Raw genomic sequence first — 25,770 nt, 5'->3', positions numbered from 1 at the left:
CGTAGCGCGACCATGTGACGGAGATGGCTGAGGCATCGAACGAAACTGTCAGAGCTGCCCCGGTTTCGTCCGCCCGCTCCTGCCGCCCGCAAACTTTCAAAAAAGACAGGCACTCAGCCTGGTGACAGTAAGGCTACATTTTTGACGAGCTGACAAAAAACCCGGCGGTTGCCCGCCGGGTTTCGATTTCGACAAGGCGAAATTGGTTAGAAGTCGCGCTGGAAGCGGAGGATGCCGCCAACGTTGTTCTTCTTGGTCGCGCTGACCCAAACCGAGTCGTTGTCGATGGCGCCCTGGCCAACACGCTGCCAGTCGGCTTCCGCTGTGATCGTGAAGCCGGGAACGACGGTGTAGGCGACGTTTGCCGCGAGGCCGATGTCTTTCCAGTCGTCATACGAGGCCTGAAGGTTGAACGAGGTCTTCTCGTTGAACTTGTAGGTGCCGCCGCCCCACACTGCCCAGTTGCCGCCCCACAGCTTGTAGAAGCCGCGGCCGAGCGCGTCGATGTTATTGGTTGGGTCGTTGAGGTTGTTGTCCGAACCGTAGCCGACCATGGCGAACAGCGACAGTTCGTTGGACACGTTGACGTCCAGGCGAACCTTGCCGGCGACTTCTTCGTAGTTGCTGTCATAGGCGACAACGCCGGTGATGGCGCCCCAGCCCTGCGTCCACTTCAAGCCGCCGACGACATGCGGAACATAGCTGTCGATTGTATCGGAACCTGAGCCTTCTTCGAGCGAGACCACGGCCGACAGGCCATTGCCGGCGTCGAAGTAGTACTGGATGACGTTGGTCTGGAAACCGCCATAGGGGACGATCGTGTCGTTGATGACGTTGCCGGCGTAGCCGATGAACGTATCGAAGGCCGATTCGTCGGCACCGACGCGCAGACCGCCGAGCTGGATCCAGGCGAATTCAAGGGCGCTGCTCTTGTTACCAGCCCGCCAGCCGGCGGTGCCGGCGTTGGGATTTGGCTCAGTTCCGCCCGCGAGCGTTGAGCTGCCATAGTCGCCATAGTTGTTGCCGAAGTTCATGCGATACTCGGTGTAGGTCTTCAACGTACCGAGTTCGGTTTCCTGACCGGTCCAGGTCTTCAGCGTGAAGCGAGTGTTTTTCCAGTACGTCGAGTTGTCGTCGCCGTGCATGTGATCCGTGACGTGATTGACGCCATCGAACGAGCCGGCATCGCCGACGCCGATGTCTTCGCGGACATAGCCGCCGATGCGCAGGCAGGTTTCGGTGCCGGGGATGTAGAAGTAGCCAGCGCCGTAGACGTCGCAAATCTTGACGTATTCAGCGGGTTCCGGCTCGGCGACGACGACGGCGTCGGCGGCGCGCGCACCGGAAACTGCGATCAGGGCCGCAGCGGAGCCGAGAAGAAGGCTCTTGATGTTCATTTTCTGACCTCCAGTCAGAATCGGGAGTAGAGGTCGGCGAAAAACGGATCGAATAGCCGTTTTTCTTTTTATCTCAGATAGATAGCATCATGGGCCGTCGGTGGGACGCAGTTCGCCAAAATCGCTTGCTCGCAAAAGCCTTGGCTGATCCGGTCTTGAAATGCCGCTTCAGCTGCCGTGCATTGGCCTCCGCTTCGACCGCAATACACGCCTTCAAGACGACAGGCAGATGACCCTTGGTCGACGTCACATGGCCTGGTTGATGCGATTCGAAGCGCACAGCGCGAAGCAGGATGGCGGAGAGGATGGGATTCGAACCCACGAGAAGCTTTTGACCTCTACTCCCTTAGCAGGGGAGCGCCTTCGACCACTCGGCCACCTCTCCGTTGCGCCGCTGGATAAAGAAAAGCGCCGGCACAATCAACAAGCCCCAGCCATTATCTCGGAAAAAGAAATCATAATATGGAAAATAGGAGGCGCACCGAAGCCCGCCTTTCCTGGTTTAGGCGGTTCTGCGGCAAATCCCTGGCTAATGACTCGCGGCCTTGCCTTGATTCCGCCAGCCGGTCGTCGGATTCGGCTGGAAATAAGCGCTTGCGGCGGGCCTGATGGTTAACGAGAGCTTTCTGAGTGAGGCCAAATCGTGTCATTTGTGCAACAACGCTGGGGGATAGCAGCCAAACTGCCCTTTCGCCGGTACGATCGTTGTTGAACGCCGCCGCCTCATGGGTAATGTCGGGTTCGAAGGAGCGGCGCGGTGCGCATCTTTTTCGGTAGTGGGGATGGGGCAGGGAACGCTGTCCTTCAGCAAAGAATACCCAGACCCGTTTTTTAACTTTTGACTGGAGGTCAGAAAATGAACATCAAGAGCCTTCTTCTCGGCTCCGCTGCGGCCCTGATCGCAGTTTCCGGTGCGCGCGCCGCCGACGCCGTCGTCGTCGCCGAGCCGGAACCCGCTGAATACGTCAAGATTTGCGACGTCTACGGCGCTGGCTACTTCTACATCCCCGGCACCGAAACCTGCCTGCGCATCGGCGGCTATGTGCGCTATGACATCGGCGGCGGCGACGTCGAATCGTTCGATGGTGCGCTCGCCGTTGATCATCAGGACGGCAGCATCAATCACACTTGGCAGAAGAACGCGCGCTTCACGCTGAAGACCTGGACCGGCCAGGAAACCGAACTCGGCACGTTGAAGACCTACACTGAGACCCGTTTCAACTTCGGCAACACCGCCTTGAGCAATGAGGCCTTCAACAAGGGCGTCTCTCTGAACTTCGCCTGGATCCAGCTCGGTGGTCTCCGCGTCGGTAAGGACGAATCGGCCTTCGATACGTTCATCGGCTACGCCGGCAACGTCATCCAGGATACGCTTGTCCCGTACGGCTCGTTCGACACCAACGTCGTCCAGTACTATTTCGACGCTGGCAACGGCTTCTCGGCCGTTGTCTCGCTCGAAGAAGGCGCTGGCGCCAACACGATCGACAGCTATGTTCCGCACGTCGTCGGTGGCGTGAAGTGGACGCAGGGCTGGGGTGCGATCACCGCGGTTGCCGCTTACGACAGCAACTACGAAGCATGGGCCGGCAAGGCTCGCTTGGACGTGAACGCCACCAACGAACTGTCGCTGTTCTTGATGGCTGGCTTCGGAAACAAGGACGACGTCACGGAGCTGAACACGGGCCACAACTTCTTCAAGCTGTGGGACGGCAGCTGGGCAGTCTGGGGTGGTGGTAGCTACAAGTTCAACGAGAAAACCTCGTTCAACGTGCAGGCCTCCTATGACGATGGCAAGAAGTTCGGCCTGGCGGCCAACATTGCATATGATATCGTTCCCGGCTTCACGGTCACCGGCGAAGTTGACTACATCAACGCGTCCGCCAGCGACTGGCATGGCAAGTTCGATGGCATCGGCGGTATGCTCCGCTTCCAGCGCTCGTTCTAAGGGCTGGTTCCTTACAGGTGAAATCCAGCCCGGGCGCACAAACGCCCGGGCTGTTTTTGTTTCGTGACTGGGTCAACGCAAACGAAGGAAGAGGGGGAATCGGTAGCTGAACAAGTCCGCAGAGTGATTTCGTGGGATTCGCAGATGGGCGGATGAGATCACAACCGCGTGATTAAATCTCTTGAAAGGACGCTTCCAAGCGGATAGGGCTGATCTATCCACTCGGGGGTGAGACGAATTATGACCAACGAAGCGATTCAAGAGGGTAGCCCCCCGGATCCGTTTTCGATGTTTTCTTCTCAGAATTCAAAGATTAAGTACACTTACAACAAGATAAGAGAAGTAAAGTCGTACCGAGTCGGAGAGCTTTTTTCAGCCTATCGAGACATACTGTGGGATGATGGGCGGCATAAATACAATGTCAGCTCTTTCATCGGCGAGATAGACGAGATCCTCCTTGGGGAGCGTTTCAGCGCCTTTGACCAGAGTACCCTTGACAACCTTATCGGCACCTTGCGCCAGCGCGGCAACAGCAACGCAACCATCAATCGAAAGATGGCTGCCCTTAGCAAACTGCTGCGCAAGGCTTACAAGATGGGAGATATCCACAGCCTGCCCGAGTTCCGCCGCCAGAAGGAGCGGGCGGGACGGATTCGCTTCCTCGAGAGGGAGGAAGAGGCAAGGCTGTTCGCTGCCATCAGAAGCCGCAGCGAGGATGCCTACAGGCTTTCCGTCTTCCTGGTCGACACTGGATGCCGTCTCGGCGAGGCGCTCGGACTGATCTGGAACGACATCCAGGAACATCGCGTCTCCTTCTGGATCACCAAATCCGGCCGCAGCCGCACGATTCCGATGACCGAACGGGTCAAGGAAGTGATCAAGCTGCCTCCGACCGAGGGCCGGCGGCCCAAAGGTCCGTTCACCAAGCTTAGCCAGGCGCAATATCGTGCCATTTGGAACGAGGCTAAGGCTGAAGTCGGTCTCGGTGCCGACGATCAGGTCGTGCCTCACATCCTGCGCCACACCTGTGCTTCGCGTCTTGTCCAGGGCGGCATAGACATCAGGCGCGTGCAGATGTGGCTCGGCCATCAGACCTTGTCGATGACCATGCGCTACGCGCATCTGGCCACCAATGATCTCGACGGCTGCGTTGTGGTGCTCGAAACGCCGCGAAGCGAAGAGTCGGCGCGCGACGCCGAAAGCTCTGTGTTCTCGTCACCATTGACCGCGGCTTCCGCGCCAAAGCGGGGCAAGACGAGCGAGGCGGGCGCAGCGAAGCCAGCCAAAGCGTCCGGGAAAAGCTCGAAGGTCAAATAGTTCCCCAAACAGTTCCTAAGGCCTGCATATACTGTCATGGCGGCCCCAGGACCAGGTCTGGTCTTGGGGTCTACTTCGTTTGACGCCCGCGCTCAGCCCGATCAAGGAAGGTCGCTATATCGCTGGGGAGGCTGCCGGTTTCAAGGAACGGCGCGTGGCCCTGGCCGTCGATCGTCATCGCTTCCATCATCTGATGACGCTTTCGCATCCCGTCCAGCGTTTCAGCCGACAGTAATTTCGAATTGGCGCCACGCATGGCGAGCAGGGGAATGGCGGCCAACGCCTCGAACTGTGGCCACAGCGCCGGCAATGGCTGTGACAGGTCGAGATTGGCGACCGTATCGACCAGTTTCGGATCAAAATCCGGCAACAGCCCTTGAGCCGTCTCGCGGTAGAGCGCTCCCACCATCCGCCTCCAGTCGGCGTCGCTGAGCTTGGAAAAATCCTTGCCGTGAACGCTGCGCTGGGCATCCATCGCCTCGGGGAAGGTTTTCGGCCTTGGTGCGCGTTCGAGATAGGACTGGATGTGGGCGAGGCCGGCCGGCTCGATCACCGGCCCGATGTCGTTGAGAACAATGGCTTTCAGCACGGCCGGCCGCAGCGCGCCAAGCACATGGATGATCAGTCCGCCGCGTGAGGTGCCGATGAAAGCGGCCTCCTCGATGCCAAGCGCGGCCAGCCCGGCAAGGATGTCGCTGGCCTCGACGCCGACATTGTAGTGGCTGACATCGGGATCGTAGGCCGACTGTCCGCGTCCGCGATAGTCGAACGCAACCACTTGGCGCGGTACCGGCGATCGCATCGAAAGATAAAGTGCCAGCTCATGAAAATCCCGTGCGTTGCGGGTCAACCCAGGCAGGCAGATGACCGGCCAATGTCCGGACTTCGCTTCGCCATAGACGCGGGCATGAAGTCTCAGCCCGTCAGGCGCGGCGTAGAAGAAGTCGACAAAGGCTTCGGTGCTCGACATCTGAAAAAGATTCCCTGGCCGGATTGTTTTCGACTGCTACAGACGAGTGCAGGATCGGTCAAATGAAGGCCTTTCCTTCTCCCCTTGTCAGGTGGGAGGGGGGGCGCGTAGCCGACGAAAAACCAATCGTTGGCCTTTCGAGCTTCGAACTGTGAGGACCCGATTCGCCGTCGGGCGGATCGGCCACCATCCGGCCCTTCGCAGACTCCCAGCCTTCGGGCGTTGAACCCCTTCAAAAGGTCCACTGGATTTCCCCGCTGCTTGTTGCGTCCCGGCGTTCGGTGGTCTCTCATCGTGCCACCGGCGCGATGAATTCGCTTACGCGAGCCGGCTGCTCACCCCACAAGCGGAGAGGCACCGAGAAGCCTCAACTCCGCCCGTTCACGAGGTCGCCGACGATGTCGTATTTGCCGGAAATACGCATCTTGTAGACTTCGTAATTCTCCATCACGCGCTGCACGTAACTTCTTGTTTCCGTGTAGGGAATCCGCTCGATCCAGTCCACCACCGCATCGATGTCCTTGCCGCGCGGGTCGCCGTACTTCGCCACCCACTGGCTGGCCCGGTTGGGGCCGGCATTGTAGCCGGCGAAGGTCAGCACGTAGGAGCCGTTGAAGCGATCGAGCTGCTCGCCGAGGAAGGCCGAGCCGAGTGTGGCGTTGTAGCCGGCGTCGGTGGTCAGCCGTGCCTGCGAAAACTGCAATCCGGCCTTCTTCGCCAGTTGCTTGGCCGTTCCCGGCATCAGCTGCAGCAGCCCGCGCGCGCCGGCGCTGGATACGGCACCGATGTTGAATTCGCTCTCCTGGCGGGCAATCGCATAGGCCAGCGCCTTGCCCGAACCGGAAATATTGGCCGAATCGGGAATGACGCCGAGCGGATGCGACAACGCGCCGACATCGATGCCGCGCGCGCCGGCGATCTTGCCGACCTTCAGCGCCATGAAATGGTTGCCCTGCTTCTCGGCAAGGACAGCAAGCAGCGCCAGTTCGCCCGGGCTGGTCAACTGGCCGGCAAGGTCGCGATAGAGCGTTTCGGCATAGCGATCATAGTTAGCCTCCTGCAGCCGCTTGATCGCGCTGACCGCCTCGCGGCTGGCAAAATTCTGCCGGTCGGCGGCACTGGGCGTGGGATAGACGATGTTGAGCGCCTGCCGGCCGACACGTTCGGCGGCAAGCTGCCCGTAAAAGGTCGTGCCGTAATTGGCGGCGCGACCAAAATAGTCCTTGGCGTTGCCGGGACCGCCGACTTCCGCGGCACGGCCGAGCCAGTAATAGGCGCGCGACAGGGTCATCGGCCCTTGGGCAAGATCGGCGATGCGCGAAAAATGCGCCGCGGCAAGCTTGGGGTCGTTGAGGCCACGCAGCGCATACCAGCCGGCATGGAACTCGGCCTCGGCCGCATTGGCCGCACTTTCAGCCGCATGCGTGGCGACAATCTTGTACGCCGTCTTCATGTCGCCCTGGTCGACCAGTTCGCGCGACAGCACCCGGCGCTCGACCCACCAGGCATCTGGATCGACCAGAGCCTCGCGGTCCGTCGGCGCCTTCATCACCACGGCGGCGGCGCCGGCAAAATCCTCCTGCTTGCGCAGATATTCGGCCTGCGCGAAGAAATAGCCGGCAGAACGCTGGGATGCCGGGACGGCCGTCAGCCGTTTCAACGCATTCTTGTCGCCTCTGTCGGCCGCGGCCCAGGCCTCGGCAAACTGCTGGGCGCCGGCAAGACCGGCAATGCGCAGCGCGGAATTCACCCGGTCGGCATAGAACATACGGTCCATGCGAAAACGGTGGTCGGCGGCAGGGATCAGACTGCCGAATTCCTTGATCAGCGCCGTCTCGTCCTTGGCTTCCAGGACCGTGGTGCGCCAGAACGGCGACAGCACCGAGCGCGCAGCCTTGACATTGCCCGTCGCCACATAGGCGCGGGCGAGAACCATGACGCCCTCGAACGTTTGCGGCTGGCTGCCATCGAACGCCGCAATGACGATGTCGGGAGCGGGGTTTTCTCGATAGAGCGCCCGCTCGCTGTTCTTGCGCAAGGCAATGGTGCCCGGCCAGTTGGGCAGCATCTTCGCGGCGGCGGCGATGTCGCCGCTCGGAACCTTGTCGCCACCGTAAAGTGCGATCGCCCAGGCCAGAATGTGCTGGTCGAGCGATTGGGCGGGAAGCGCATCGCGCACACCGCGAGCGCCGGGGATATCGCCGGCGGCCAGTGCGTCGAGCCCAGTTTTCAACGGGGCGACGCTGGGTGAGGGGCCCTGCTGCGTACTGTCCTGCGGGCTCGGCATCGGGATCGCCGAGGTGACCCGCGCATCCACGCTGCCGCTGATCGCCACGCCGGGCATAAGCGCTGCGATGGCGCCTAGCAGTGCGAAGAGGTGAGGCCGACGGGTCGGCATGGTCTCGTGTCTTTCCTTATCCCAGCATTCTACCAGCAGGCGAAGATGCCTCGAAGCCTAAACTTAGGTCGTGAAGGGCTCGTAAACAAAGAGTTATCGAGGCCGTTCGAATTGCGCTTGCTGGCACCATGGCGATGCTTGCCGCGCAACCATGTCGAGACTATGGTGCGCCGCTTCGCTTTCGGTTAGAAGGCGCGCACGATAAACTGATCGACAAAACACCGATGCATGTCGCCCAAAAGTGGATACCGGTTTTGGGACAATGACATGCATAAACAAACAAGTCCCAAGGAGTTGGACGACATGCTGAGAGGCTCGCTTACTGCGCTCGTGACACCGTTCGAAAAGAGCGGGCGTTTCGACGAGAAAGCCTTTCGCGCCTTTGTCGAATGGCAGCTCGGGGAAGGCACGACAGGCTTGGTTCCGGTTGGCACCACCGGCGAGTCGCCGACGCTGTCGCATGACGAGCATCGCCATGTCGTCAAGGTCTGCATCGAGGTGGCCAAGGGCCGCGCTCCGGTCGTCGCCGGCGCCGGTTCCAACAACACGGCGGAAGCCGTCGGCCTCGTGCAATATGCCGAAAAGGTTGGCGCCGACGCTGCGCTCGTCGTCACGCCCTACTACAACAAGCCGACGCAGCGCGGCCTCTACGAGCATTTCGCCGCCGTCGCCAAGGCGACCAAGCTGCCGATCATCATCTACAATATCCCGCCGCGTTCGGTGATCGACATGATGCCGGAGACGATGGGCCGGCTGGCGCACGACTTCAAGAACATCGTCGGCGTCAAGGACGCGACCGGTAAGGTCGAGCGTGTGTCCGAGCAGCGGATGACCTGCGGCAAGGATTTCATCCAGCTTTCCGGCGAGGATGCCTCGGCGCTCGGCTTCAACGCTCATGGCGGTGTCGGCTGCATCTCGGTGACCTCGAACGTCGCACCGCGGCTGTGCGCCGAATTCCAGGAGGCGACGCTCTCCGGCGACAGCGCGAAGGCGCTTGAGCTGCAGGACCGTCTCCTGCCCCTGCACAAGGCGATCTTCCTGGAGCCCGGCGTGTCCGGCGCCAAATACGCGCTGTCGAAGCTGGGCAAGGTCGAGAATGTGCTGCGCTCGCCACTGGTCACGGTCGAGGAGTCGACCGCGGCGAAGATCGATGCGGCCATGAAGCACGCCGGCTTGATTAATTGAGGATGAGGCGCCACCTCTCCACATCATGAATCAAGTCAGAAAAGCCGATCCCAACAACAAGACCGTTGCGGAAAACCGCAAGGCGCGGTTTTCCTATGAGGTGCTCGACACGATCGAGGCCGGCTTGGTGCTGACCGGCACCGAGGTCAAGTCGCTGCGCCAGGGCCAGGCCAATATCCAGGACAGCTATGCCTCGGTCGAAGGCGGCGAGATCTGGCTGATCAATTCCTATCTGCCCGAATATCTGCAGGCCAACCGCTTCAACCACGAGCCCAGGCGGCGGCGCAAACTCCTGCTCAACAAGCGCGAGATGGCCAAGCTGTCGCAGAGCGTCGACCGTGAAGGCATGACGCTGGTGCCGCTGAAAATCTATTTCAACGATCAGGGCCGCGCCAAGCTGCTGCTCGCCGTCGGCCGCGGCAAGAAACTGCACGACAAGCGCGAGACCGAGAAACAGCGCGACTGGTCGCGCGAGAAGGGCCGGCTCTTGAAGGAGCGTGGGTGAGAGACATCAGGCGGTAGCCCTCGAAAAGCCAGGTTGGCTTCCAAATTTCGGGCAGGCGCAACCGGCAGGTACCAGGGGGGATCGCTTTGAAGAACCGGATCATCCTCTGGGGATCGATGAGCCTGGTTTTTGCAGCGATGGCCGTGGCCGGCGGCTTCTTTTACTTCCACACCTATTCTCCCGACCGTAACAAATATCCGGTCAGGGGCATCGACGTCTCGCATCATCAAGGCCAGATCGACTGGCGGCGGGCTGCCGCCGACGATGTCGCCTTCGCCATCATCAAGGCGACCGAGGGGGGCGATCATGTCGATCGCGCTTTTGCCACCAATCTACGTGAGGCCCGTGCGGCCGGCATCGCCGTAGGCGCCTATCATTTCTTCACCTTCTGCCGGCCCGGCGCCGACCAGGCGAAGAATTTCATCTCGGTGGTACCGCACGATCAGCCCTTGCTGCCGCCGGTGGTCGATGTCGAGTTCGGCGGCAACTGTCCGCAGCGCCCATCGCCCGAACAGTTGAATGCCGAACTCCAGGCTTTCCTCGGACCTGTCGAGGCGGCGTTCGGCAAGACGGCGATCGTCTATCTGACCGATGAGGCTGAGGCTGCCTATGCCGGGCAGATCGCTGCTCGCCCGCTCTGGCTTCGCTCGCTGCTGGTGGAACCGGACCGCCACGACTGGGTCTATTGGCAGTACCACAACCGGGGCCGCGTGGATGGCATCGAGGGTGACGTCGACCTGAACGTTCTGCAGGGCGGGCCGGCCGTGCTGGCCGCGCTGTCCACAGCATCACCGGGATCGATCCTTCCGGAAGCTCCGCCATCCCCGTGAACTCATTCAGGGGACAGCGCTCACTGCCGCTTTATGCTGCAGCCTGCGAAACCTGCGGCGCCAGCGTCACATTCGCATCGCCCCACTCTTTCAGGGCTGTGATCACCGGCCCCAGGCTTCTGCCACGCGGCGTCAGGCTGTATTCCACCTTCGGCGGCACTTCCGGATAGATCTTGCGAGCAATCAGCCCATCGGCTTCCAGTTCGCGCAGCTGGTTGGTCAGCATGCGCTGTGTGTAGTTGGGAATGCGCCGGCGGATCTCGTTGAAGCGCAGCGTCCCTTCGAACAGATGGTAGAGCACGACGCCTTTCCATTCTCCGTCGATATAGCGCAGCGTTCCCTCCACGCTGCAGCCAGGGCTGCAATCGAGTCGTTCATGGCGAATGCGCGGCATGACGGTATCCTTTTCGACACTATGCGCTTTATATGTGCATTCTTGCGCCTTGCGCACATAATCCGCATCTCTGCCGCATACAAAGCTCAACAGCAATTGCGGAGATCGAAATGCGCGCCGTCGGCTATCAAGTCCCAGCCCCCATCACCGATGAGGCGTCCCTTGTCGACATCGACCTGCCCAAGCCGGAGCCGAAAGGCCGTCAATTGCTGGTCGAGGTAAAGGCGATCTCGGTCAATCCGGTCGACACCAAGATACGGCGGAGTGCCAAACCCGAGGCCGGAAGCTGGCGTGTGCTTGGCTGGGACGCCGCCGGCCGTGTCGTTGCAACGGGGCCGGATGCCACCCTGTTCAAGCCCGGAGACGACGTCTTCTATTCCGGTGCGCTCGCGCCGCAAGGTACCAATGCCGAGTTCCACCTTGTCGATGAGCGCCTCGTCGGCCGCAAGCCCGGCTCGCTCGAGTATGCGCAGGCCGCGGCGCTGCCGCTGACGGCGATCACCGCCTTTGAGGCGCTGTTCGATCGCCTTGACGTGAAGAAGCCTGTCGTGGGTGCCGCGAACGCCATCATGATCATCGGCGGCGCTGGCGGCGTCGGCTCGATCGCGGTGCAGCTTGCGCGCCAACTGACCGATCTGACGGTGATCGCCACCGCATCGAGGCCAGAGACACGCGACTGGGTGCTTGGGCTTGGCGCCCATCATGTCATCGATCATTCCAAGCCGCTGGCTGCCGAAGTCGCGGCACTCGGTATCGGCGCACCGGCCTTCGTGTTCTCGACAACCAACACCGACCGGCACCTGGCCGAGATTGCCGAATTGATCGCACCGCAAGGCCGGTTCGGGTTGATCGACGATCCCCAGACGCTCGATATCAATCCGTTCAAACGCAAAAGCGTTTCGGTGCATTGGGAACTGATGTTCACTCGCTCGCTGTTCGAGACGCAGGACATGGCCGCACAGGGCGAACATCTGAACGAGCTGTCGCGCCTGGTCGACGCAAGCGTCATCCGCACCACCTTGGGTGAAACCTTCGGCACCATCAATGCCGCCAATCTGAAGCGCGCTCATGCGCTGATCGAAACCGGCAAGGCCAAGGGCAAGATCGTGCTGGAGGGGTTTTGAAGGGCGGTGGTTATTTCTGCAGGAACGCCGCGATCTCGCTGAACACGCTGACGAACATCGCCTCCGTCAAAACGCCGGTGTTGGTGTTGTAGCGCGAGCAGTGATAGCTCGAAAACAGCGTGACGCCGCCGGCCGGCAGCTGCCCGCCATGCTTGAACGGATAGGCGGCGACGGGCCCGCCCAGCGCGCGCACGGTCGACTGGTGCGCGATGGACCCAAGCGCCAGCACCGCGCGTAGCTTGGGAAAGCGTGCGATCGTCGGCACCAGGAAGCTGCGGCAGGTCGAGATTTCGGCGCCCACCGGCTTGTTCTCCGGCGGCACACAGCGCACTGCATTGGTGATCGCGGTGCCGACAAGCTCCAGCCCGTCATCGGGCCGCGCCTTGAACTCACCGCGTGCAAAGCCGTGCGCGATCAGCGTCGAGTAGAGCAGGTCGCCGGCATAGTCGCCGGTGAAGGGGCGGCCGGTGCGGTTGGCACCGCGCAGGCCGGGCGCCAGCCCGACGATCAGAAGCTGGACGCTGTCCTCGCCCTGCGGCGGCAGGAAGGTCGGCACCGGCGCGTTGAACCAGGACGGCTCGCGCTGCCGCCACTGCGCAATGAAATCATGCAGCCGCGGGCAGAGCGGGCAGTCGCGACCCGGTTCGGCTTGGGAGAGGGCGGTCAAGGCAACCGGCCTCAGTAGTCGTCCTCATCGACTTCAGCCGGTTCGGGCCGTCGCACGGGCCGCTCGGAAGGATCGCGGCCGACTTCGTTCTTCAGCGTCGTCAGGTCGATGAAATGGTCGGCCTGGCGGCGCAGATCGTCCGAGATCATCGGCGGTTGCGAGGCCATGGTCGAGACGATCGACACCTTGCGGCCGCGCCGCTGCAGCGCCTCGACCAGCGTGCGGAAGTCGCCATCGCCGGAGAAAATGACATAGTGGTCGACGACATCGGCGAGCTCCAGCGCATCGACCGTCAGTTCGATGTCCATATTGCCCTTGATCTTGCGGCGGCCGGTCGAATCGGTGAACTCCTTGGCGGGCTTGGTCACCACCTTGAAGCCGTTATAGTCGAGCCAGTCGATCAGCGGGCGGATCGAGGAGTATTCCTGATCCTCGACCAGTGCCGTGTAATAATAGGCGCGCAAGAGATAGCCGCGCTTCTGGAAACTCGACAACAGCTTGCGATAGTCGATGTCGAAGCCGAGCGCCCGCGACGTAGCGTAGAGATTGGCACCGTCGATGAACAAGGCGATTTTTTCACGTGGGTCGAACATGGAAAATATTCCTTTTCGAAAAATGCGGCCGTCTAAACGAAATGCGGTAGCGACTATCGGTCAGGCTCATAATAAACCGGCTGACCTTGTCCATTCGAGATAACGCCAGTTTGGTGGCAATCCAAGGCGTGATGCGGCAATGCAAGCAATTGTGATCGCGGCGTCGAACGAACGACGCGGGCTGTTTGCCAGATCCGGTGTTTGGGCAGGGATTGAGCACCCAATAGTCCCGCCAATGCCATGATGCTTGTATTTTGGCCGCGTTCGGGTTATGGACCGCCCCTGTTTTCCATCAAATCCAGGCATGAAAGGGGCAGTCCATGGCCCGCGTAACCGTTGAAGATTGCATCGACAAGGTCGACAACCGCTTCGAGCTGGTGCTTTTGGCCGGCCACCGTGCCCGCCAGATCAGCCAGGGCGCGCAGATCACCGTTCCTCGCGACAACGACAAGAACCCGGTCATCGCCCTGCGCGAGATCGCCGACGAGACGCTGTCGCCCGACGACCTCAAGGAAGATCTGATCCATTCGCTGCAGAAGCATGTCGAGGTCGACGAGCCCGAGGCTGAAGGCGAGGTGATCGCCGATCAGACCGGCGGCGCTGTCGCGGCCGCTGAAACCGACGATGCCGAGGACAACATCACCTTCGATCGCATGACCGAGGAAGACCTGCTGGCCGGCATCGAAGGTCTGGTACCGCCGGAAAAGAGCGACGACTACTAAGAGAGTTTTCTGGACCTGCCCGGAACGCGTTTCCGGCACTTCCGTCCCGGCAGTTTCGTGGCTATCTATGACATGCGCCGTACAGCAGTGCGGCGCATGATTCATTTCATCGCTGAGAGATTCCGCCCATGATGCGTCAGTATGAGCTTGTCGAGCGCGTCCAGCGCTACAAGCCTGACGTCAACGAGGCGCTGCTCAACAAGGCCTATGTCTATGCCATGCAGAAGCATGGCCACCAGAAGCGCGCTTCCGGCGATCCGTATTTCTCGCATCCGCTCGAAGTCGCCGCCATCCTCACTGAAATGCACATGGACGAGGCAACGATCGCCGTCGCCCTGTTGCACGACACCATCGAAGACACCACGGCGACGCGGGCCGAGATCGACGATCTGTTCGGCCCCGAAATGGGCAAGCTGGTCGAGGGCCTGACCAAGCTGAAGAAGCTCGATCTCGTCTCCAAGAAGGCCGAGCAGGCGGAGAACCTGCGCAAGCTGCTTCTGGCGATCTCGGAAGACGTTCGCGTGCTGTTGGTCAAGCTTGCCGACCGCCTGCACAACATGCGCACCCTCGACCACATGCCGGAGGCCAAGCGCCTGCGCATTGCCGAGGAGACGATGGACATCTATGCGCCGCTGGCCGGGCGCATGGGAATGCAAGGCATGCGCGAAGAGCTGGAGGAGATCGCCTTCCGCTACATCAATCCGGAAGCCTATCGCGCCGTCACCGCGCGGCTTGCCGAGATATTCGAGCGCAACAAGGGCGTGCTGACCGACATTGAAAAGGCGCTGTCGGGGCTGTTTGAAAAGCATGCCATCAACGCCGGCGTGAAGAGCCGCCAGAAGAAGCCCTGGTCGGTGTTCCGCAAGATGGAGGCCAAGGCGCTGTCCTTCGAGCAGCTGTCCGACATTTTCGGCTTTCGCGTCGTGGTCGATACGGTCGAGGACTGCTACCGCGCGCTTGGCGCCATCCACACCACATGGTCGATGGTGCCCGGCCGCTTCAAGGACTACATCTCGACGCCGAAGCAGAACGACTATCGCTCGATCCACACCACCATTGTCGGGCCGTCGCGTCAGCGCGTCGAGCTGCAGATCCGCACCCGCGAGATGAACAAGATCGCCGAATACGGCGTCGCGGCGCACTCGATCTATAAGGACACCGGCGGCAAGACGAACGGTGCCGGCCATGCGATCTCGAAGGAGACCAATGCCTATGCCTGGCTGCGGCGCACCATCGAGCAGCTTGCCGAAGGCGACAATCCCGAGGATTTCCTCGAGAACACCAAGCTGGAACTGTTCCAGGACCAGGTGTTCTGCTTCACGCCAAAGGGCATGCTGATTGCCTTGCCGCGCGGCGCCACGCCCATCGATTTCGCCTATGCGGTGCACACCGATGTCGGCGACACCTGCGTCGGTGCCAAGGTCAACGGCCGCATCATGCCGCTGATGACGGAACTGAAGAATGGCGACGAGGTCGAGATCATCCGCTCCAAGGCGCAAGTGCCGCCGGCGGCGTGGGAATCGGTCGTCGTCACCGGCAAGGCGCGCGCCGCCATCCGCCGGGCCACCAAGAACGCCATTCGCAAGCAGTATTCCGGCCTCGGCGCGCGTATTCTCGAACGCGCCTTCGAACGCGCCGGCAAGAATTTCACCAAGGAAAGCCTGAAGCCGGTGCTGCACCGGCTGGCGCGCAAGGACATCGAGGACGTGCTGGCGTCCGTCGGTCGTGGCGAACTTGCCTCCACCGACGTCATGAAGGCGGTCTTCCCAGACTACAAGGACGAACGCGTCACGCCGGCCGCGCCCAAGCAGCGCGAGGAGGGCTGGTCGAAGATCCGCAACGCCGCTGGCATGCTGTTCCAGATTCCGGGCCGGGCCGCGCGCAAGGACAAGGACCAGCCGCGTGACGGCGCCGTGCCGATCCGCGGCGTACGCGGCGACCTGCCGGTGCGCTTCGCGCCGGAGGGTGCTGTGCCCGGCGATCGCATCGTTGGCATCGTCCAGCCGGGCACCGGCATCACCATCTATCCGATCCAGTCGCCGGCGCTGCAGGCTTTCGATGACCAGCCCGAGCGCTGGATCGACGTGCGCTGGGACATTGACGAGCGCACCAAGGAGCGCTTCCCCGCGCGTGTCTCGGTCACCGCCATCAATGCGCCGGGCTCGCTCGCCGATATCGCCCAGGTCGTTGCGTCCAATGACGCCAACATCCATACGCTGTCGATGGTGCGCACGGCGCCCGACTTCACCGAAATGCTGATCGATCTCGAAGTCTGGGATCTGAAGCACCTCAACCGGCTGCTGTCGCAGCTCAAGGACAATTCGAGCGTCAGCGACGCACGGCGTGTGAATGGCTGACATGGCTGATCTATCTGGGGGGCAGGCGCAGATGAAGACCGATGAAGTGCTGGGCATTTTCCGCGAGGCGGGTGCTGTTCTGGAGGGGCATTTCATCCTGACGTCGGGCCTGCGCAGCCCGGTCTTCCTGCAGAAGGCGCGGGTGTTCATGCATGCCGACAAGACCGAGCGGCTTTGCAAGGCGCTGGCCGAAAAGATCCGGGCAGCGGTGCCAGGCAAGATCGACTATGTCGTCGGCCCGGCGATCGGCGGCCTGATCCCGGCCTACGAAACCTCGCGCCATCTCGGCGTGCCGGCGATCTGGGTCGAGCGGGAAGGGGGCGAGTTCCGCCTGCGCCGCTTCGAGATCGCCAGGGGTGCGCGCGTCGTCATCGTCGAGGATATCGTCACCACCGGCCTGTCGATCCGCGAAAGCATCGAGTGCCTGCGCGAGCTTGGCGCCGAGGTGGCGGCGGCCGCCTGCATCATCGACCGTTCCGCCGGCAAGACCCATGTCGGCGTGCCGCTGATCGCGCTCGCCGAATACGAGGTTCCGGCCTATCCGCCGGACCGGCTGCCGCCGGAGCTTGCCGCGATACCGGCGGTCAAGCCTGGCAGTCGCAATATCTGACCATGCATGTCGCCCAAAAAGTCTGCGGCGGTTTTGGGAGTGACGACATGCGTGAAGGCAATTCGAAATGATCGTCGGGATCGACCATTTCGTGCTGACAGTGGCGTCGCTCGAAGCGACCTGCGCCTTTTACCAGCGCGTGCTGGGTTTCGAGCGCATCGACACGCCGGGCCGGCCGACAGCGCTGGCTTTTGGCGGCCAGAAGATCAATGTCCACGAGATCAGCCGCACTTTCGAGCCGAAGGCGAAGGCGCCGACGCCAGGGTCAGGCGATTTCTGCCTGATCACCGAACGGCCGCTCGACGAAATCCGCGCCCGTCTCGAAGCCAATGGCGTCGTGCTCGAACTGGGGCCGGTCGAACGCATCGGGGCGCGCGGTCCGATGATGTCTGTCTATTTCCGCGATCCGGACGGCAATCTTGTCGAAGTCAGCCAGTACTTGCGGTAGTGTCTCAGACATCCGGCTGCGACAATAGGCCGAAGCCATTCTCAAATTCGCCGCGATTGTCAGGTGTTGGAGACGTGAACCTTACCAAAGATTATGGTGGCGCGGCCGCTGCACAGGTAGCCTTCGGTTGTTGTCGGGGTTGCGGATCGCTATATCAAAGTCGCGATTGCCTTCGGGTGACCGTAAAGCGCAAGATGTGGCGGTTGAAGTCCGGCTGAAGACAGCCGGAACGCAAGCTGTAACGTATCGGGAATAGGAAGAGAGTGCTTTTTCGTCGCCGCAAGCCTGATGGTCTTTTGGAGCGGGTGCGCACCTATCTGTGGCCGCGCCGCTCGTTCTCGCGCTCGCTGCAGTATTTCTCCAAGCGCATCCTGCGGCTGAAGGCCACGCCGCACGCGGTGGCAGCCGGTGTGGCGGCTGGTGTCTTCGCTTCATTCTTTCCCGTGGGCTTCCATTTCATCATTGCCGCCGTTCTGTGTTGGGTGATCGCCGGCAATCTGGTGGCGGCGGCACTGGGCGCTGTTTTCTTCGGCAATCCGCTGACTTTTCCCATTCTGTGGGGCGCGTCCTGGGAAACCGGCAAGCTCATCCTGCACGATCGCCTGCCGGCACATGGTCCGCCGGCGCATCTGGGCGAGATGCTGCACACGCTTTCTTTCGCGAAACTGTGGCATCCCGTGCTGGAACCCATGCTGATCGGCGCGGTGCCGCTCGGGCTGGTGTTTGGCCTCCTGTTCTACGGCGTCACGCGCTGGGGCATGAATGTCTTTCGCGAGCAGAGGCGCAAGCGGCTGGCCGAGCGCGCAAGCCGCCGCCAGCAACCGCCTCATCCTGGAGCAAGCATTGGTTCCGCTACGCGATGATCATCGGTGTAGGCAGTGATCTGATCGATATCAGGCGCATCGAGAAATCGCTGGAACATCACGGCCAGCGCTTCGTCCAGAGGATCTACACCGAGGTCGAACAGGCGCGTTCGGAAAACCGACGAGCCCGCGCTGCCTCCTACGCCAAGCGCTTCGCCGCTAAGGAGGCCTGCGCCAAGGCACTGGGTACGGGCATGGCGCAAGGCGTGTTCTGGCGCGACATGGGTGTCGTCAACCTGCCCAGCGGCGCGCCGACCATGGCGCTGACCGGCGGCGCGCTGGCCCGGCTCGAAAAAATCCTGCCCCCAGGGCACAGGGCGGCGATCCACCTCACCATCACCGATGATTTCCCGCTCGCTCAAGCCTTTGTGATCATCGAGGCGTTGCCCGTCGAACAAGCGCCACATTGATTGCATCTGACGACCGGCATTGACGTTGCCCAGCGCGCGCCGAGACTCTATACCATCCAACGCACAATCGAGGACGACATGAGCGTGGCTGAAAAATCCCAGAAGAAATCCGGCGGGCTTGGCGAAACCGTCAGCGTCATCGTCCAGGCGCTTTTGCTCGCGCTGGTCATCCGCACGCTGTTATTCCAGCCCTTTTCGATCCCGTCGGGATCGATGCGGCCGACGCTTCTGGAGGGCGACTATCTGTTCGTCACCAAATGGTCCTACGGCTATTCGCGCTATTCGCTGCCGTTCGGGCCTGACCTCTTCTCGGGCCGCATCTGGGGCTCCGAGCCCAAGCGCGGCGACGTTGTGGTGTTCAAGTTCCCGCCGGATCCGTCCGTCGACTACATCAAGCGCGTGGTCGGCCTGCCCGGCGACAAGATCCAGATGAAGAATGGCCAGTTGTTCATCAACGGTGTCGGCGTGCCGCGCGTAAAGACCGGCCAGATCGACAATCCCGATATCACCGAAATGCCTCAGCCGATCGACGTCTACCGGGAAACCCTGCCCAACGGCGTCAGCTACGACACGCTCGACCTCAATCCGAATTCGATCGGCGACAACACGCGCGAATTCGACGTGCCGCCCGGCCACTATTTCATGATGGGAGACAACAGGGACAATTCCGCCGACAGCCGGTTCACCGTCGGCTACGTTCCGGCTGAGAACCTGGTTGGTCGCGCCAACCTTGTCTTCTTCTCGATCGCCGGCAAGGCGAGCCCTCTCGAAATCTGGAAATGGCCGTCGCTGATGCGCGTTTCGCGCCTGTTCCATTTCGTCAACTAGGGTCATGGCGGCAACAAGACGGTTGACCGCCGATGCGCTCGCCGAAGCGCTGGTGGAACGCACGGGCCACGCCTTTGCCGACCGCCAGCGCCTGCAGCGCGCGCTGACCCATGCCAGCGCCCGCGGCGTCAATGCCGGCACCGATTACGAGCGTTTCGAGTTTCTCGGCGACCGGGTTCTGGGCCTCGTCGTTGCCGATATGTTGCTGGCGGCGTTTCCCGATGCGGCGGAAGGCGAATTGTCGCTGCGGCTCAATGCGCTGGTCAACGCCGAGGCGCTTTCCGAGATAGCCGAACATATCGGGCTGCCGGACCTGATCCGCGCCGGATCGGATGTGCGCGGGCTGGAGGGGCGCAAGCGCGTCAATCTGCGCGCCGATGCCTTGGAATCGCTGATCGCCGTGCTCTATCTCGACGGTGGCCTCGAGGCGGCACGCGCCTTCATTCACAAATACTGGCGCCCGCGTTCGCAGGCTTCCGGTGCCGCGCGCCGCGACGCCAAGACCGAATTGCAGGAATGGGCGCATCAGGCGGCAAGTGCCGTTCCGGCCTATCAGATCGACAGCCGCGAGGGGCCGGACCACGATCCGTTGTTCACCGTCAGTGTCAGGGTCGGTGCATTTCAGCCGGCGACCGGCAGCGGTCGTTCCAAACGTGAAGCGGAGCAGGCAGCCGCAGCTGCCCTTCTGTTGCGCGAAGGTGTATGGAACGCGGCATGACCGATATTGAAACTGCTGAAACCCCCGCCACGCATTCCGGCTTCGTCGCGCTGATCGGCGCGCCGAATGCCGGCAAGTCGACGCTGGTCAACCAGTTGGTCGGCGCCAAGGTGTCGATCGTCACCCACAAGGTGCAGACGACGCGTGCCATCGTGCGCGGTATCGCCACGCATGACAATGCGCAGATCGTCTTCGTCGACACGCCCGGTATCTTCAAGCCCAAGCGGCGTCTCGATACGGCGATGGTGACCACCGCCTGGGGCGGCGCCAAGGATGCCGATATCGTGCTTTTACTGATCGATGCCGAACGCGGCATCCGGGGTGATGCCGACGCCATCCTCGAACGGCTGAAGGATGTGCGCCAGCCGATGGCGCTGATCCTCAACAAGGTCGATCGGGTGAAGCACGAGACGCTTCTGGCCCTGTCCGCGGCGGCAAACGAGAAAGTGCCGTTCAAGCGCACCTTCATGGTCTCCGCACTGACCGGCTCCGGCTGCAAGGACCTGCTCGACTATCTGGCGCAGGCTCTGCCGGCCGGCCCCTGGTACTATCCGGAAGACCAGATTTCCGACCTGCCGATGCGCCAGCTCGCGGCCGAGATCACCCGCGAAAAACTCTATCTGCGGCTGCATCAGGAACTTCCCTACTCCTCGCATATCGAAACCGAGAAATGGGAAGAGAAGCCGGACGGCTCGGTGCGGATCGACCAAACCATCTATGTCGAGCGCGACAGCCAGAAGAAGATCGTGCTCGGCCACAAGGGCGAAACCATCCGCGCCATCGGCCAGGCGGCACGCATGGAGATCGCAGGTATCCTCGAGCAGAAGGTGCACCTCTTCCTGTTCGTCAAGGTGCGCGAGAACTGGGGCGATGATCCCGAGCGTTACCGCGAGATGGGGCTCGAATTCCCGCACTAGAGCAATTCCAGGAAAAGTGTGAGCGGTTTTCCGTCCGGAATTGCGTCAAAACAAAGAGTCAGAGTGGTTCGCCGTTTCCATGAAACGGTGAAACGCTCTAGCGGCCTTTGGATAGCAAGCTTACCATTGACACGGCTTTGGTCCGCCGGGGGCCTGTTCCCCGCAAGTGGAAAGGAACATCAGACTACCGCGGCTGTCCAAGCGCCAGCAACACGCCATTGGCGAGATGCTCCGCGTCAGCCCTGTTTTCGAACGGAACGACAGACCTCGCATACTCGACCGACGAGAAATCGGAGCCATCGGCGTTGACCAGCGCGGCCTGGCGCCTTGCCGCTTCCATGTTGCCGAGCTGCGCATAGCACGCGGCAAGTCGCGTTCGGATCCATGGCGTCGGCCGCGTCGCCAGTTCCAGCGCCTCGGCGGCCGGCCTGTACTCACCCAGCATGTAGAGCGCCAGCGATCGATCGTACTGGTACCAGTGCGGATTGAGCGGATCGATCCTGATCGCGCGCGCCAGCCAGGCAAGCGCCTCGAGCGCCCGCCCGCGCATGGTTAGCAGATGCCCCATCTGCCCGATGCATTCGGCGTCGCCTGGATTGAGCTGAAGCGCGATCCGCAAATGATGCTCGGCCGCCTCGTGGTCGCGCAGGCTGAGCCGCACCAGTGACTGAATGCGGTGTGCGGTTGCCTGATCGGGGGACAACGCAATACCCTTGTCGGCAAGGTCGCGGGCCTTCGCCAGCAGGGCATCGCTGGTGGGTCCGAATTCGCTGTTCAGCACATACGACAGCGCCAGATAGGTATGGGCGAGGCCATAGCCCGGATCTTTGGCTATCGCGGCCTCGAACAGCTCTGCCGCTCCTTGCAGGTCGCTCTGCGCCGGGTCGCGCAGCAAGGCGACGCCGCGCAGCACCAGCTCATAGGCGGCCAGGCTGGTTACCGGTCGTCGTGCGGCGCGCTGCAGCCCGGCATTGGTGACCCGCACCACCAGCCGGCCGACGATTTCCTCGACAATATCCTGCTGGATGGCGAACAGCCCGGCAGCCTCGGCCTGATAGCGATCGCCCCAGATCTGGGTGGCGCTGGCTGCATCGACAAGATTGACCGCGGCGACGATGCGGTCCGCCTGCCGCCGCACCGAGCCCTCGACAAGATAGTCAGCGCCGATGCGCGAGCGGATGGCCGGCCATTCGGCGGGCGAATGGGACGCAAACGAAAAGCTTGAGTTGCGCGCCAGCACCGTCACCGTGCCGAAGCGGGCGAGGCTGTTGATAATGTCTTCTGCAAATCCGTCGACGATTGCGTCGTCGGCCGGATCCGCGCTGTCATTGCGGAATCTAAGCACCGCCACGATCGGCTGTGCGCCAGGTTCGCGCACCGCTTCAGTCTCGGCCACCAGCATGTAGCCACGCTTCGACACCGTTCGCACCAACTCTTCGCCGAGTACCTTACGGATTTCGCGCACCGATTGCGTCAGCGAATCCTCGGTGACGAAAACGCCTGGCCAGACCGTGTCCATCAGTTCTGATTTCGGCACCACGCGGCCGATGTTGCGGGCCAGGTGCGTCAGCAACGCATAGGACTTCGGCCGCAGAAAGGCCGGCTGGTCGGCCCGGCTGAGCGTGCCCTTGCCCAGATCGAGCGTGAAACCGCCGAACTGAAAAATCTGGTCGGTGGCCAAGACCGCCATCAAAAGGCCTGCTCCGTGGAAGCCATGCCGGCATTGGGCTATGGCTGACGGGCTGGGTCAAGACCCATACGTGTCCAGCGGCCGACGAAGAGGCGCGGCGCCCGGCTTCGGACACCGCGCTCAATACGAGCCTAGACCGCGCCAGCCACGGCGAGTTGCGTCCTTGGCCGCCGGACGAAGCTTTCGGTGCCGTAGTAAGCGACGATGGCCACCGCGATGATTGCCCAGATCGCCACGGCGATCCACTGCTGCTGCACATAGTCACCGCCGATGAACACCTTGCCTAGGAAACGGACGCTGTTCTGGTGCGTGACGTGCATGATGATGGCAAGAAGCACGCTGCCGGTGTTCTGATAGAGCCAGGTGAACACCACGCCCGCCAGGACGACGTTGATCGTGCCGTAAAGGCTGAGGTCGCCGACAAGCCCGAGCGGGAAGTGCCAGATAGCCCAGATCACACCGAGGATCAGGCTGCCGGCGAGTGCCGGCTGACTGGCAAGCAGACGTGGCGTTGCAAAACCGCGCCACCCCGGCTCTTCGCCGAGCGGGCCGCTGAAGAGAGCGTAGAGCGCAATGATCGGCAGCATCTCGGACAGCGCCGGGACGTTGCTCCAGGCCGGCGCCGCTGCGCCAAGCATCGGATTGATCAGGATCGAGGCCAACTGCGTTCCGAACGGCAGGCCGAACGCCACCAGATACCATATCGGACGAACCCGCCACCTCACCATCGCGCTGAGGATGGCCTTGACCGAACTCCAGCCGCCGGAGACAGCCGCGACGACAAAGCCTGAGACCATCGGACCGAACGTGAACCAGGGAATGCTGTCGCCATTCGACATGTAGAACGGAATGAAGGCCAGCCAGGTGAGGCCAATCGTCAATGAAAAGAAGGCAGTCAGCTGGTGCCTTCGCACCAGGCTCAACAAGGAAGTCATCGCAGGTCCTCTCAGCGGGCAGGGATCTATGAGAGGTCGCCGGACTGCCCGATCGGTCGACATGCCTCTGGAAACAACCCAGCCGAATTGTTCAGCAGGCCGTGTTGGCCACATCGGCCGACCCAGGATTTTTGGCGCTTTTGCAGCCAAGAATCCCGAGCGCTTTCTGAAAGATTTCCGATTTTATGGCGGGCCGAGCCTGTTTGCGCCGTGTCCAGTCTGCTCCGTCACGCGATTATCAATGGGGCAGCATTCCAGGCGATGCTGGTTTGCCTCGGCAAAGCCGATCGGCTGCGCCGGCATCGTCGCAGCACTGGCGTGCCCTCAAACGATGATGAATTGCCATGGTCATTTCTGCGAAAAGCAATAAGGATATCTTCGAAAAGTCGATGTTATATTGGCGACTGCAGCGGACGTGCCAAAATACATTGCCTCGAGAATATGGTTAGCCGAGAAATTTTCGGCATATATATTTATTTTATGACGTTGTTCCGATTGTGCCGCAGCTAGTGTTATTTGTGCAACACGGCATAAAACTGTTCCGTGAATCGCCGTTATTTTCAAAACCGTCATTGAAGGCGGAAGATTGATGGGTATGTTCGCCGCGAAAAGGGGACGCGGTGCGCGCCTTTTTCGTTGTGGAGGTGAGGCGGGAAAACATATCCGCCAGCCACAAATCCGAAGCCATTTAAACTATGACTGGAGAGGTCAGAAAATGAACATCAAGAGCCTCCTTCTCGGCTCAGCCGCGGCCCTGATCGCGGTCTCCGGCGCTCGCGCCGCCGACGCGGTCGTCGTCGCCGAACCGGAACCCGCCGAATACGTCAAGATCTGCGACGTCTACGGCGCCGGCTACTTCTACATCCCCGGCACCGAGACCTGCCTGCGCATCGGCGGCTATCTCCGCTATGACATCGGCGTCGGCGATTCGGGCACGCTGGATGGTGTCAACAACGTTGCCGATCACATGGGCGACGGTAGGCACGACACCTACTACAAGAACATGCGCTTCGCGCTGAGGACCTACACCGGTCAGGAAACCGAGCTCGGTACGTTGAAGACCTTCACCGAGACCCGCTTCCAGTTCGGCAACAAGTCTGGTGACTATACTGGCGGCGCCACCGACTGGCAGGCTGTTAACAAGGCGGTAACGCTGAACTTCGCCTGGATCCAGCTCGGCGGCCTGCGCGTCGGTAAGGACGAGACGACGTATGACTCGTTCATCGGCTACGCCGGCAATGTCATCCAGGACACCATCATCCCGTATGGTATCAAGGACACCAACCTTATCAGCTACTATTTTGACGCCGGCAGCGGCTTCTCGGGCGTCGTCTCGCTCGAAGAAGGCACCGATGCTTCGGGCATCAGCGACACGATCGACAGCTACGTTCCGCATGTCGTCGGTGGCTTGAAGTACAAGGGTGACTGGGGTGCGATCACCGGTGTCGTCGCCTATGACAGCAACTACGAGGAAGTGGCCGGCAAGGTTCGCTTGGATGTCAACGTCACCAAGGAACTGGCCCTTTTCGTCATGGGCGGCTATGGCACTGACGATAATCTCCGCGACTTCTCCAAGGGCCGTGGCCAGTACAAGCCGTGGGGCGGCAACTGGGCCGTCTGGGGTGGCGGCACCTACAAGTTCAACGACAAGACCGCGTTCAACGTCCAGGTTTCGGCTGACGACGACAAGAACTACGCTCTTGCGGCGAACGTCGCTTACACCATCGTCCCCGGCTTCACGATCACGACCGAAGTCGACTGGGATCACTACGGCAACTATGGCAACCCGTCCCTCTACGGCAACTGGAGCAAGGCCAACAAGAAGGACAGCGTCGGCGGCATCGTTCGCTTCCAGCGCTCGTTCTAACCGATCGACTGACCTTACCAGGCCGCCCGGAGCGTATCGCTGCGGGCGGTTTTTTATGCGTGGGTGCGAGAGCCGGCCCA

24 protein-coding genes and 1 tRNA gene are annotated in these 25,770 nt (G+C 61.6%); 16 read left to right on the top strand and 9 right to left on the bottom strand.

What is annotated here, in order from left to right:
- Positions 1-206 precede the first annotated feature (206 nt).
- Positions 207-1,397 (bottom strand): porin, encoded by a 1,191-nt coding sequence (locus JG747_RS26105; protein ID WP_064985030.1) that lies wholly within the window; start codon positions 1,395-1,397, stop codon positions 207-209.
- 294 nt (positions 1,398-1,691) lie between these two features.
- Positions 1,692-1,782 (bottom strand) — tRNA-Ser (locus JG747_RS26100).
- A 471-nt stretch (positions 1,783-2,253) separates the two neighbouring features.
- Here JG747_RS26100 and JG747_RS26095 point away from each other — a divergent pair.
- Entirely contained in the window at positions 2,254-3,342 is a 1,089-nt protein-coding gene (locus JG747_RS26095; RefSeq protein WP_064985027.1) for a porin, read from the top strand.
- Between the two features lie 240 nt (positions 3,343-3,582).
- The gene (locus JG747_RS26090) at positions 3,583-4,659 is read left to right on the top strand and encodes a tyrosine-type recombinase/integrase (protein ID WP_276315230.1); all 1,077 of its coding nucleotides are present in this window, start codon (positions 3,583-3,585) and stop codon (positions 4,657-4,659) included.
- A gap of 70 nt (positions 4,660-4,729) precedes the next feature.
- Here the strand turns inward: JG747_RS26090 and JG747_RS26085 are convergent, their stop codons facing one another.
- Positions 4,730-5,629, bottom strand: coding sequence for an alpha/beta fold hydrolase (locus JG747_RS26085; protein WP_202360339.1), 900 nt, complete (start codon positions 5,627-5,629; stop codon positions 4,730-4,732).
- A 367-nt stretch (positions 5,630-5,996) separates the two neighbouring features.
- Positions 5,997-8,027: a lytic transglycosylase domain-containing protein gene (locus JG747_RS26080; RefSeq protein ID WP_202360338.1), complete on the bottom strand. Its 2,031-nt coding sequence runs from the start codon at positions 8,025-8,027 to the stop codon at positions 5,997-5,999.
- A 303-nt stretch (positions 8,028-8,330) separates the two neighbouring features.
- Between JG747_RS26080 and dapA the strand changes: the two genes are divergently transcribed.
- From dapA to JG747_RS26065, 3 genes are all read left to right on the top strand, one after another.
- Positions 8,331-9,212 carry a 4-hydroxy-tetrahydrodipicolinate synthase gene (gene dapA, locus JG747_RS26075; protein ID WP_038652384.1) on the top strand — a complete coding sequence of 294 codons (882 nt, stop codon included), beginning with the start codon at positions 8,331-8,333 and terminating at the stop codon, positions 9,210-9,212.
- 25 nt (positions 9,213-9,237) lie between these two features.
- Entirely contained in the window at positions 9,238-9,717 is a 480-nt protein-coding gene (gene smpB, locus JG747_RS26070) for an SsrA-binding protein SmpB (RefSeq protein WP_006202221.1), read from the top strand.
- 86 nt (positions 9,718-9,803) lie between these two features.
- The gene (locus JG747_RS26065) at positions 9,804-10,547 is read left to right on the top strand and encodes a glycoside hydrolase family 25 protein (protein ID WP_069091767.1); all 744 of its coding nucleotides are present in this window, start codon (positions 9,804-9,806) and stop codon (positions 10,545-10,547) included.
- Between the two features lie 31 nt (positions 10,548-10,578).
- Here JG747_RS26065 and JG747_RS26060 read toward each other — a convergent pair whose 3' ends face one another.
- The gene (locus JG747_RS26060) at positions 10,579-10,941 is read right to left on the bottom strand and encodes a winged helix-turn-helix transcriptional regulator (RefSeq protein ID WP_202360337.1); all 363 of its coding nucleotides are present in this window, start codon (positions 10,939-10,941) and stop codon (positions 10,579-10,581) included.
- A 110-nt stretch (positions 10,942-11,051) separates the two neighbouring features.
- Here JG747_RS26060 and JG747_RS26055 point away from each other — a divergent pair, with 110 nt between their 5' ends.
- The gene (locus JG747_RS26055; RefSeq protein WP_069091768.1) at positions 11,052-12,065 is read left to right on the top strand and encodes a zinc-binding alcohol dehydrogenase family protein; all 1,014 of its coding nucleotides are present in this window, start codon (positions 11,052-11,054) and stop codon (positions 12,063-12,065) included.
- Positions 12,066-12,075: 10 nt separating this feature from the next.
- Here JG747_RS26055 and JG747_RS26050 read toward each other — a convergent pair whose 3' ends face one another.
- Both JG747_RS26050 and JG747_RS26045 read right to left on the bottom strand, forming a co-directional pair.
- Positions 12,076-12,732 carry a uracil-DNA glycosylase gene (locus tag JG747_RS26050; RefSeq protein WP_038645642.1) on the bottom strand — a complete coding sequence of 219 codons (657 nt, stop codon included), beginning with the start codon at positions 12,730-12,732 and terminating at the stop codon, positions 12,076-12,078.
- Positions 12,733-12,743: 11 nt separating this feature from the next.
- Positions 12,744-13,325, bottom strand: a complete 582-nt coding sequence (locus JG747_RS26045) for a LabA-like NYN domain-containing protein (protein WP_010915096.1) — start codon at positions 13,323-13,325, stop codon at positions 12,744-12,746.
- Positions 13,326-13,645: 320 nt separating this feature from the next.
- Between JG747_RS26045 and rpoZ the strand changes: the two genes are divergently transcribed.
- The 9 genes from rpoZ (at position 13,646) to era (ending at position 21,198) form a co-directional block, all read left to right on the top strand.
- Positions 13,646-14,047: a DNA-directed RNA polymerase subunit omega gene (gene rpoZ / locus JG747_RS26040; RefSeq protein ID WP_019857193.1), complete on the top strand. Its 402-nt coding sequence runs from the start codon at positions 13,646-13,648 to the stop codon at positions 14,045-14,047.
- 128 nt (positions 14,048-14,175) lie between these two features.
- Entirely contained in the window at positions 14,176-16,404 is a 2,229-nt protein-coding gene (locus JG747_RS26035) for a RelA/SpoT family protein (RefSeq protein ID WP_019857194.1), read from the top strand.
- 31 nt (positions 16,405-16,435) lie between these two features.
- Entirely contained in the window at positions 16,436-17,014 is a 579-nt protein-coding gene (pyrE, locus tag JG747_RS26030) for an orotate phosphoribosyltransferase (protein WP_069091769.1), read from the top strand.
- Between the two features lie 67 nt (positions 17,015-17,081).
- Complete coding sequence (locus tag JG747_RS26025; protein WP_019857196.1) at positions 17,082-17,462, top strand: VOC family protein; 381 nt, start codon at positions 17,082-17,084, stop codon at positions 17,460-17,462.
- A 263-nt stretch (positions 17,463-17,725) separates the two neighbouring features.
- Positions 17,726-18,325, top strand: coding sequence for a DUF2062 domain-containing protein (locus JG747_RS26020; RefSeq protein WP_019857197.1), 600 nt, complete (start codon positions 17,726-17,728; stop codon positions 18,323-18,325).
- Positions 18,322-18,735 carry a holo-ACP synthase gene (acpS, locus tag JG747_RS26015; RefSeq protein ID WP_064985015.1) on the top strand — a complete coding sequence of 138 codons (414 nt, stop codon included), beginning with the start codon at positions 18,322-18,324 and terminating at the stop codon, positions 18,733-18,735. The genes JG747_RS26020 and acpS overlap by 4 nt, the downstream gene beginning before the upstream one ends.
- 78 nt (positions 18,736-18,813) lie before the next feature.
- Positions 18,814-19,563 carry a signal peptidase I gene (lepB, locus tag JG747_RS26010; RefSeq protein WP_010915103.1) on the top strand — a complete coding sequence of 250 codons (750 nt, stop codon included), beginning with the start codon at positions 18,814-18,816 and terminating at the stop codon, positions 19,561-19,563.
- A gap of 4 nt (positions 19,564-19,567) precedes the next feature.
- Positions 19,568-20,281: a ribonuclease III gene (gene rnc, locus JG747_RS26005; RefSeq protein WP_019857200.1), complete on the top strand. Its 714-nt coding sequence runs from the start codon at positions 19,568-19,570 to the stop codon at positions 20,279-20,281.
- Positions 20,266-21,198 carry a GTPase Era gene (gene era / locus JG747_RS26000; protein ID WP_010915105.1) on the top strand — a complete coding sequence of 311 codons (933 nt, stop codon included), beginning with the start codon at positions 20,266-20,268 and terminating at the stop codon, positions 21,196-21,198. The genes rnc and era overlap by 16 nt, the downstream gene beginning before the upstream one ends.
- A 184-nt stretch (positions 21,199-21,382) precedes the next feature.
- Here era and JG747_RS25995 read toward each other — a convergent pair whose 3' ends face one another.
- Together JG747_RS25995 and JG747_RS25990 are read right to left on the bottom strand one after the other, a co-directional pair.
- Positions 21,383-22,888: a winged helix-turn-helix domain-containing protein gene (locus JG747_RS25995; protein ID WP_069091771.1), complete on the bottom strand. Its 1,506-nt coding sequence runs from the start codon at positions 22,886-22,888 to the stop codon at positions 21,383-21,385.
- 131 nt (positions 22,889-23,019) lie between these two features.
- Positions 23,020-23,823 carry a CPBP family intramembrane glutamic endopeptidase gene (locus JG747_RS25990; protein WP_038645647.1) on the bottom strand — a complete coding sequence of 268 codons (804 nt, stop codon included), beginning with the start codon at positions 23,821-23,823 and terminating at the stop codon, positions 23,020-23,022.
- Positions 23,824-24,538: 715 nt separating this feature from the next.
- On the opposite strand from JG747_RS25990, the gene JG747_RS25985 reads away from it, so the two are divergent.
- Entirely contained in the window at positions 24,539-25,690 is a 1,152-nt protein-coding gene (locus JG747_RS25985) for a porin (protein WP_069091772.1), read from the top strand.
- The last annotated feature ends 80 nt before the right edge of the window (positions 25,691-25,770 follow it).

This window comes from Mesorhizobium sp. 131-3-5 (assembly GCF_016756575.1).
GTDB classification, from domain to species: Bacteria; Pseudomonadota; Alphaproteobacteria; order Rhizobiales; family Rhizobiaceae; genus Mesorhizobium; species Mesorhizobium jarvisii.
Note: the sequence above shows the minus strand (reverse complement) of the source record. Positions and strands in the feature narration are given on the sequence as shown.

What these genes read in the sequence shown, in the direction of transcription:
- rnc (WP_019857200.1), top strand. Translation starts at nt 19,568, where the DNA reads ATGGCGGCAACAAGACGGTTGACCGCCGATGCGCTCGCCGAAGCGCTG.
- JG747_RS26025 (WP_019857196.1), top strand. Translation starts at nt 17,082, where the DNA reads ATGATCGTCGGGATCGACCATTTCGTGCTGACAGTGGCGTCGCTCGAA.
- smpB (WP_006202221.1), top strand. Translation starts at nt 9,238, where the DNA reads ATGAATCAAGTCAGAAAAGCCGATCCCAACAACAAGACCGTTGCGGAA.
- JG747_RS26035 (WP_019857194.1), top strand. Translation starts at nt 14,176, where the DNA reads ATGATGCGTCAGTATGAGCTTGTCGAGCGCGTCCAGCGCTACAAGCCT.
- era (WP_010915105.1), top strand. Translation starts at nt 20,266, where the DNA reads ATGGAACGCGGCATGACCGATATTGAAACTGCTGAAACCCCCGCCACG.
- JG747_RS25990 (WP_038645647.1), bottom strand. Translation starts at nt 23,823, where the DNA reads ATGACTTCCTTGTTGAGCCTGGTGCGAAGGCACCAGCTGACTGCCTTC.
- JG747_RS26105 (WP_064985030.1), bottom strand. Translation starts at nt 1,397, where the DNA reads ATGAACATCAAGAGCCTTCTTCTCGGCTCCGCTGCGGCCCTGATCGCA.
- JG747_RS26060 (WP_202360337.1), bottom strand. Translation starts at nt 10,941, where the DNA reads ATGCCGCGCATTCGCCATGAACGACTCGATTGCAGCCCTGGCTGCAGC.
- dapA (WP_038652384.1), top strand. Translation starts at nt 8,331, where the DNA reads ATGCTGAGAGGCTCGCTTACTGCGCTCGTGACACCGTTCGAAAAGAGC.
- JG747_RS25985 (WP_069091772.1), top strand. Translation starts at nt 24,539, where the DNA reads ATGAACATCAAGAGCCTCCTTCTCGGCTCAGCCGCGGCCCTGATCGCG.
- JG747_RS26090 (WP_276315230.1), top strand. Translation starts at nt 3,583, where the DNA reads ATGACCAACGAAGCGATTCAAGAGGGTAGCCCCCCGGATCCGTTTTCG.
- JG747_RS26055 (WP_069091768.1), top strand. Translation starts at nt 11,052, where the DNA reads ATGCGCGCCGTCGGCTATCAAGTCCCAGCCCCCATCACCGATGAGGCG.
- pyrE (WP_069091769.1), top strand. Translation starts at nt 16,436, where the DNA reads ATGAAGACCGATGAAGTGCTGGGCATTTTCCGCGAGGCGGGTGCTGTT.
- JG747_RS26045 (WP_010915096.1), bottom strand. Translation starts at nt 13,325, where the DNA reads ATGTTCGACCCACGTGAAAAAATCGCCTTGTTCATCGACGGTGCCAAT.
- JG747_RS26085 (WP_202360339.1), bottom strand. Translation starts at nt 5,629, where the DNA reads ATGTCGAGCACCGAAGCCTTTGTCGACTTCTTCTACGCCGCGCCTGAC.
- rpoZ (WP_019857193.1), top strand. Translation starts at nt 13,646, where the DNA reads ATGGCCCGCGTAACCGTTGAAGATTGCATCGACAAGGTCGACAACCGC.
- JG747_RS26095 (WP_064985027.1), top strand. Translation starts at nt 2,254, where the DNA reads ATGAACATCAAGAGCCTTCTTCTCGGCTCCGCTGCGGCCCTGATCGCA.
- acpS (WP_064985015.1), top strand. Translation starts at nt 18,322, where the DNA reads ATGATCATCGGTGTAGGCAGTGATCTGATCGATATCAGGCGCATCGAG.
- JG747_RS25995 (WP_069091771.1), bottom strand. Translation starts at nt 22,888, where the DNA reads ATGGCGGTCTTGGCCACCGACCAGATTTTTCAGTTCGGCGGTTTCACG.
- JG747_RS26080 (WP_202360338.1), bottom strand. Translation starts at nt 8,027, where the DNA reads ATGCCGACCCGTCGGCCTCACCTCTTCGCACTGCTAGGCGCCATCGCA.
- lepB (WP_010915103.1), top strand. Translation starts at nt 18,814, where the DNA reads ATGAGCGTGGCTGAAAAATCCCAGAAGAAATCCGGCGGGCTTGGCGAA.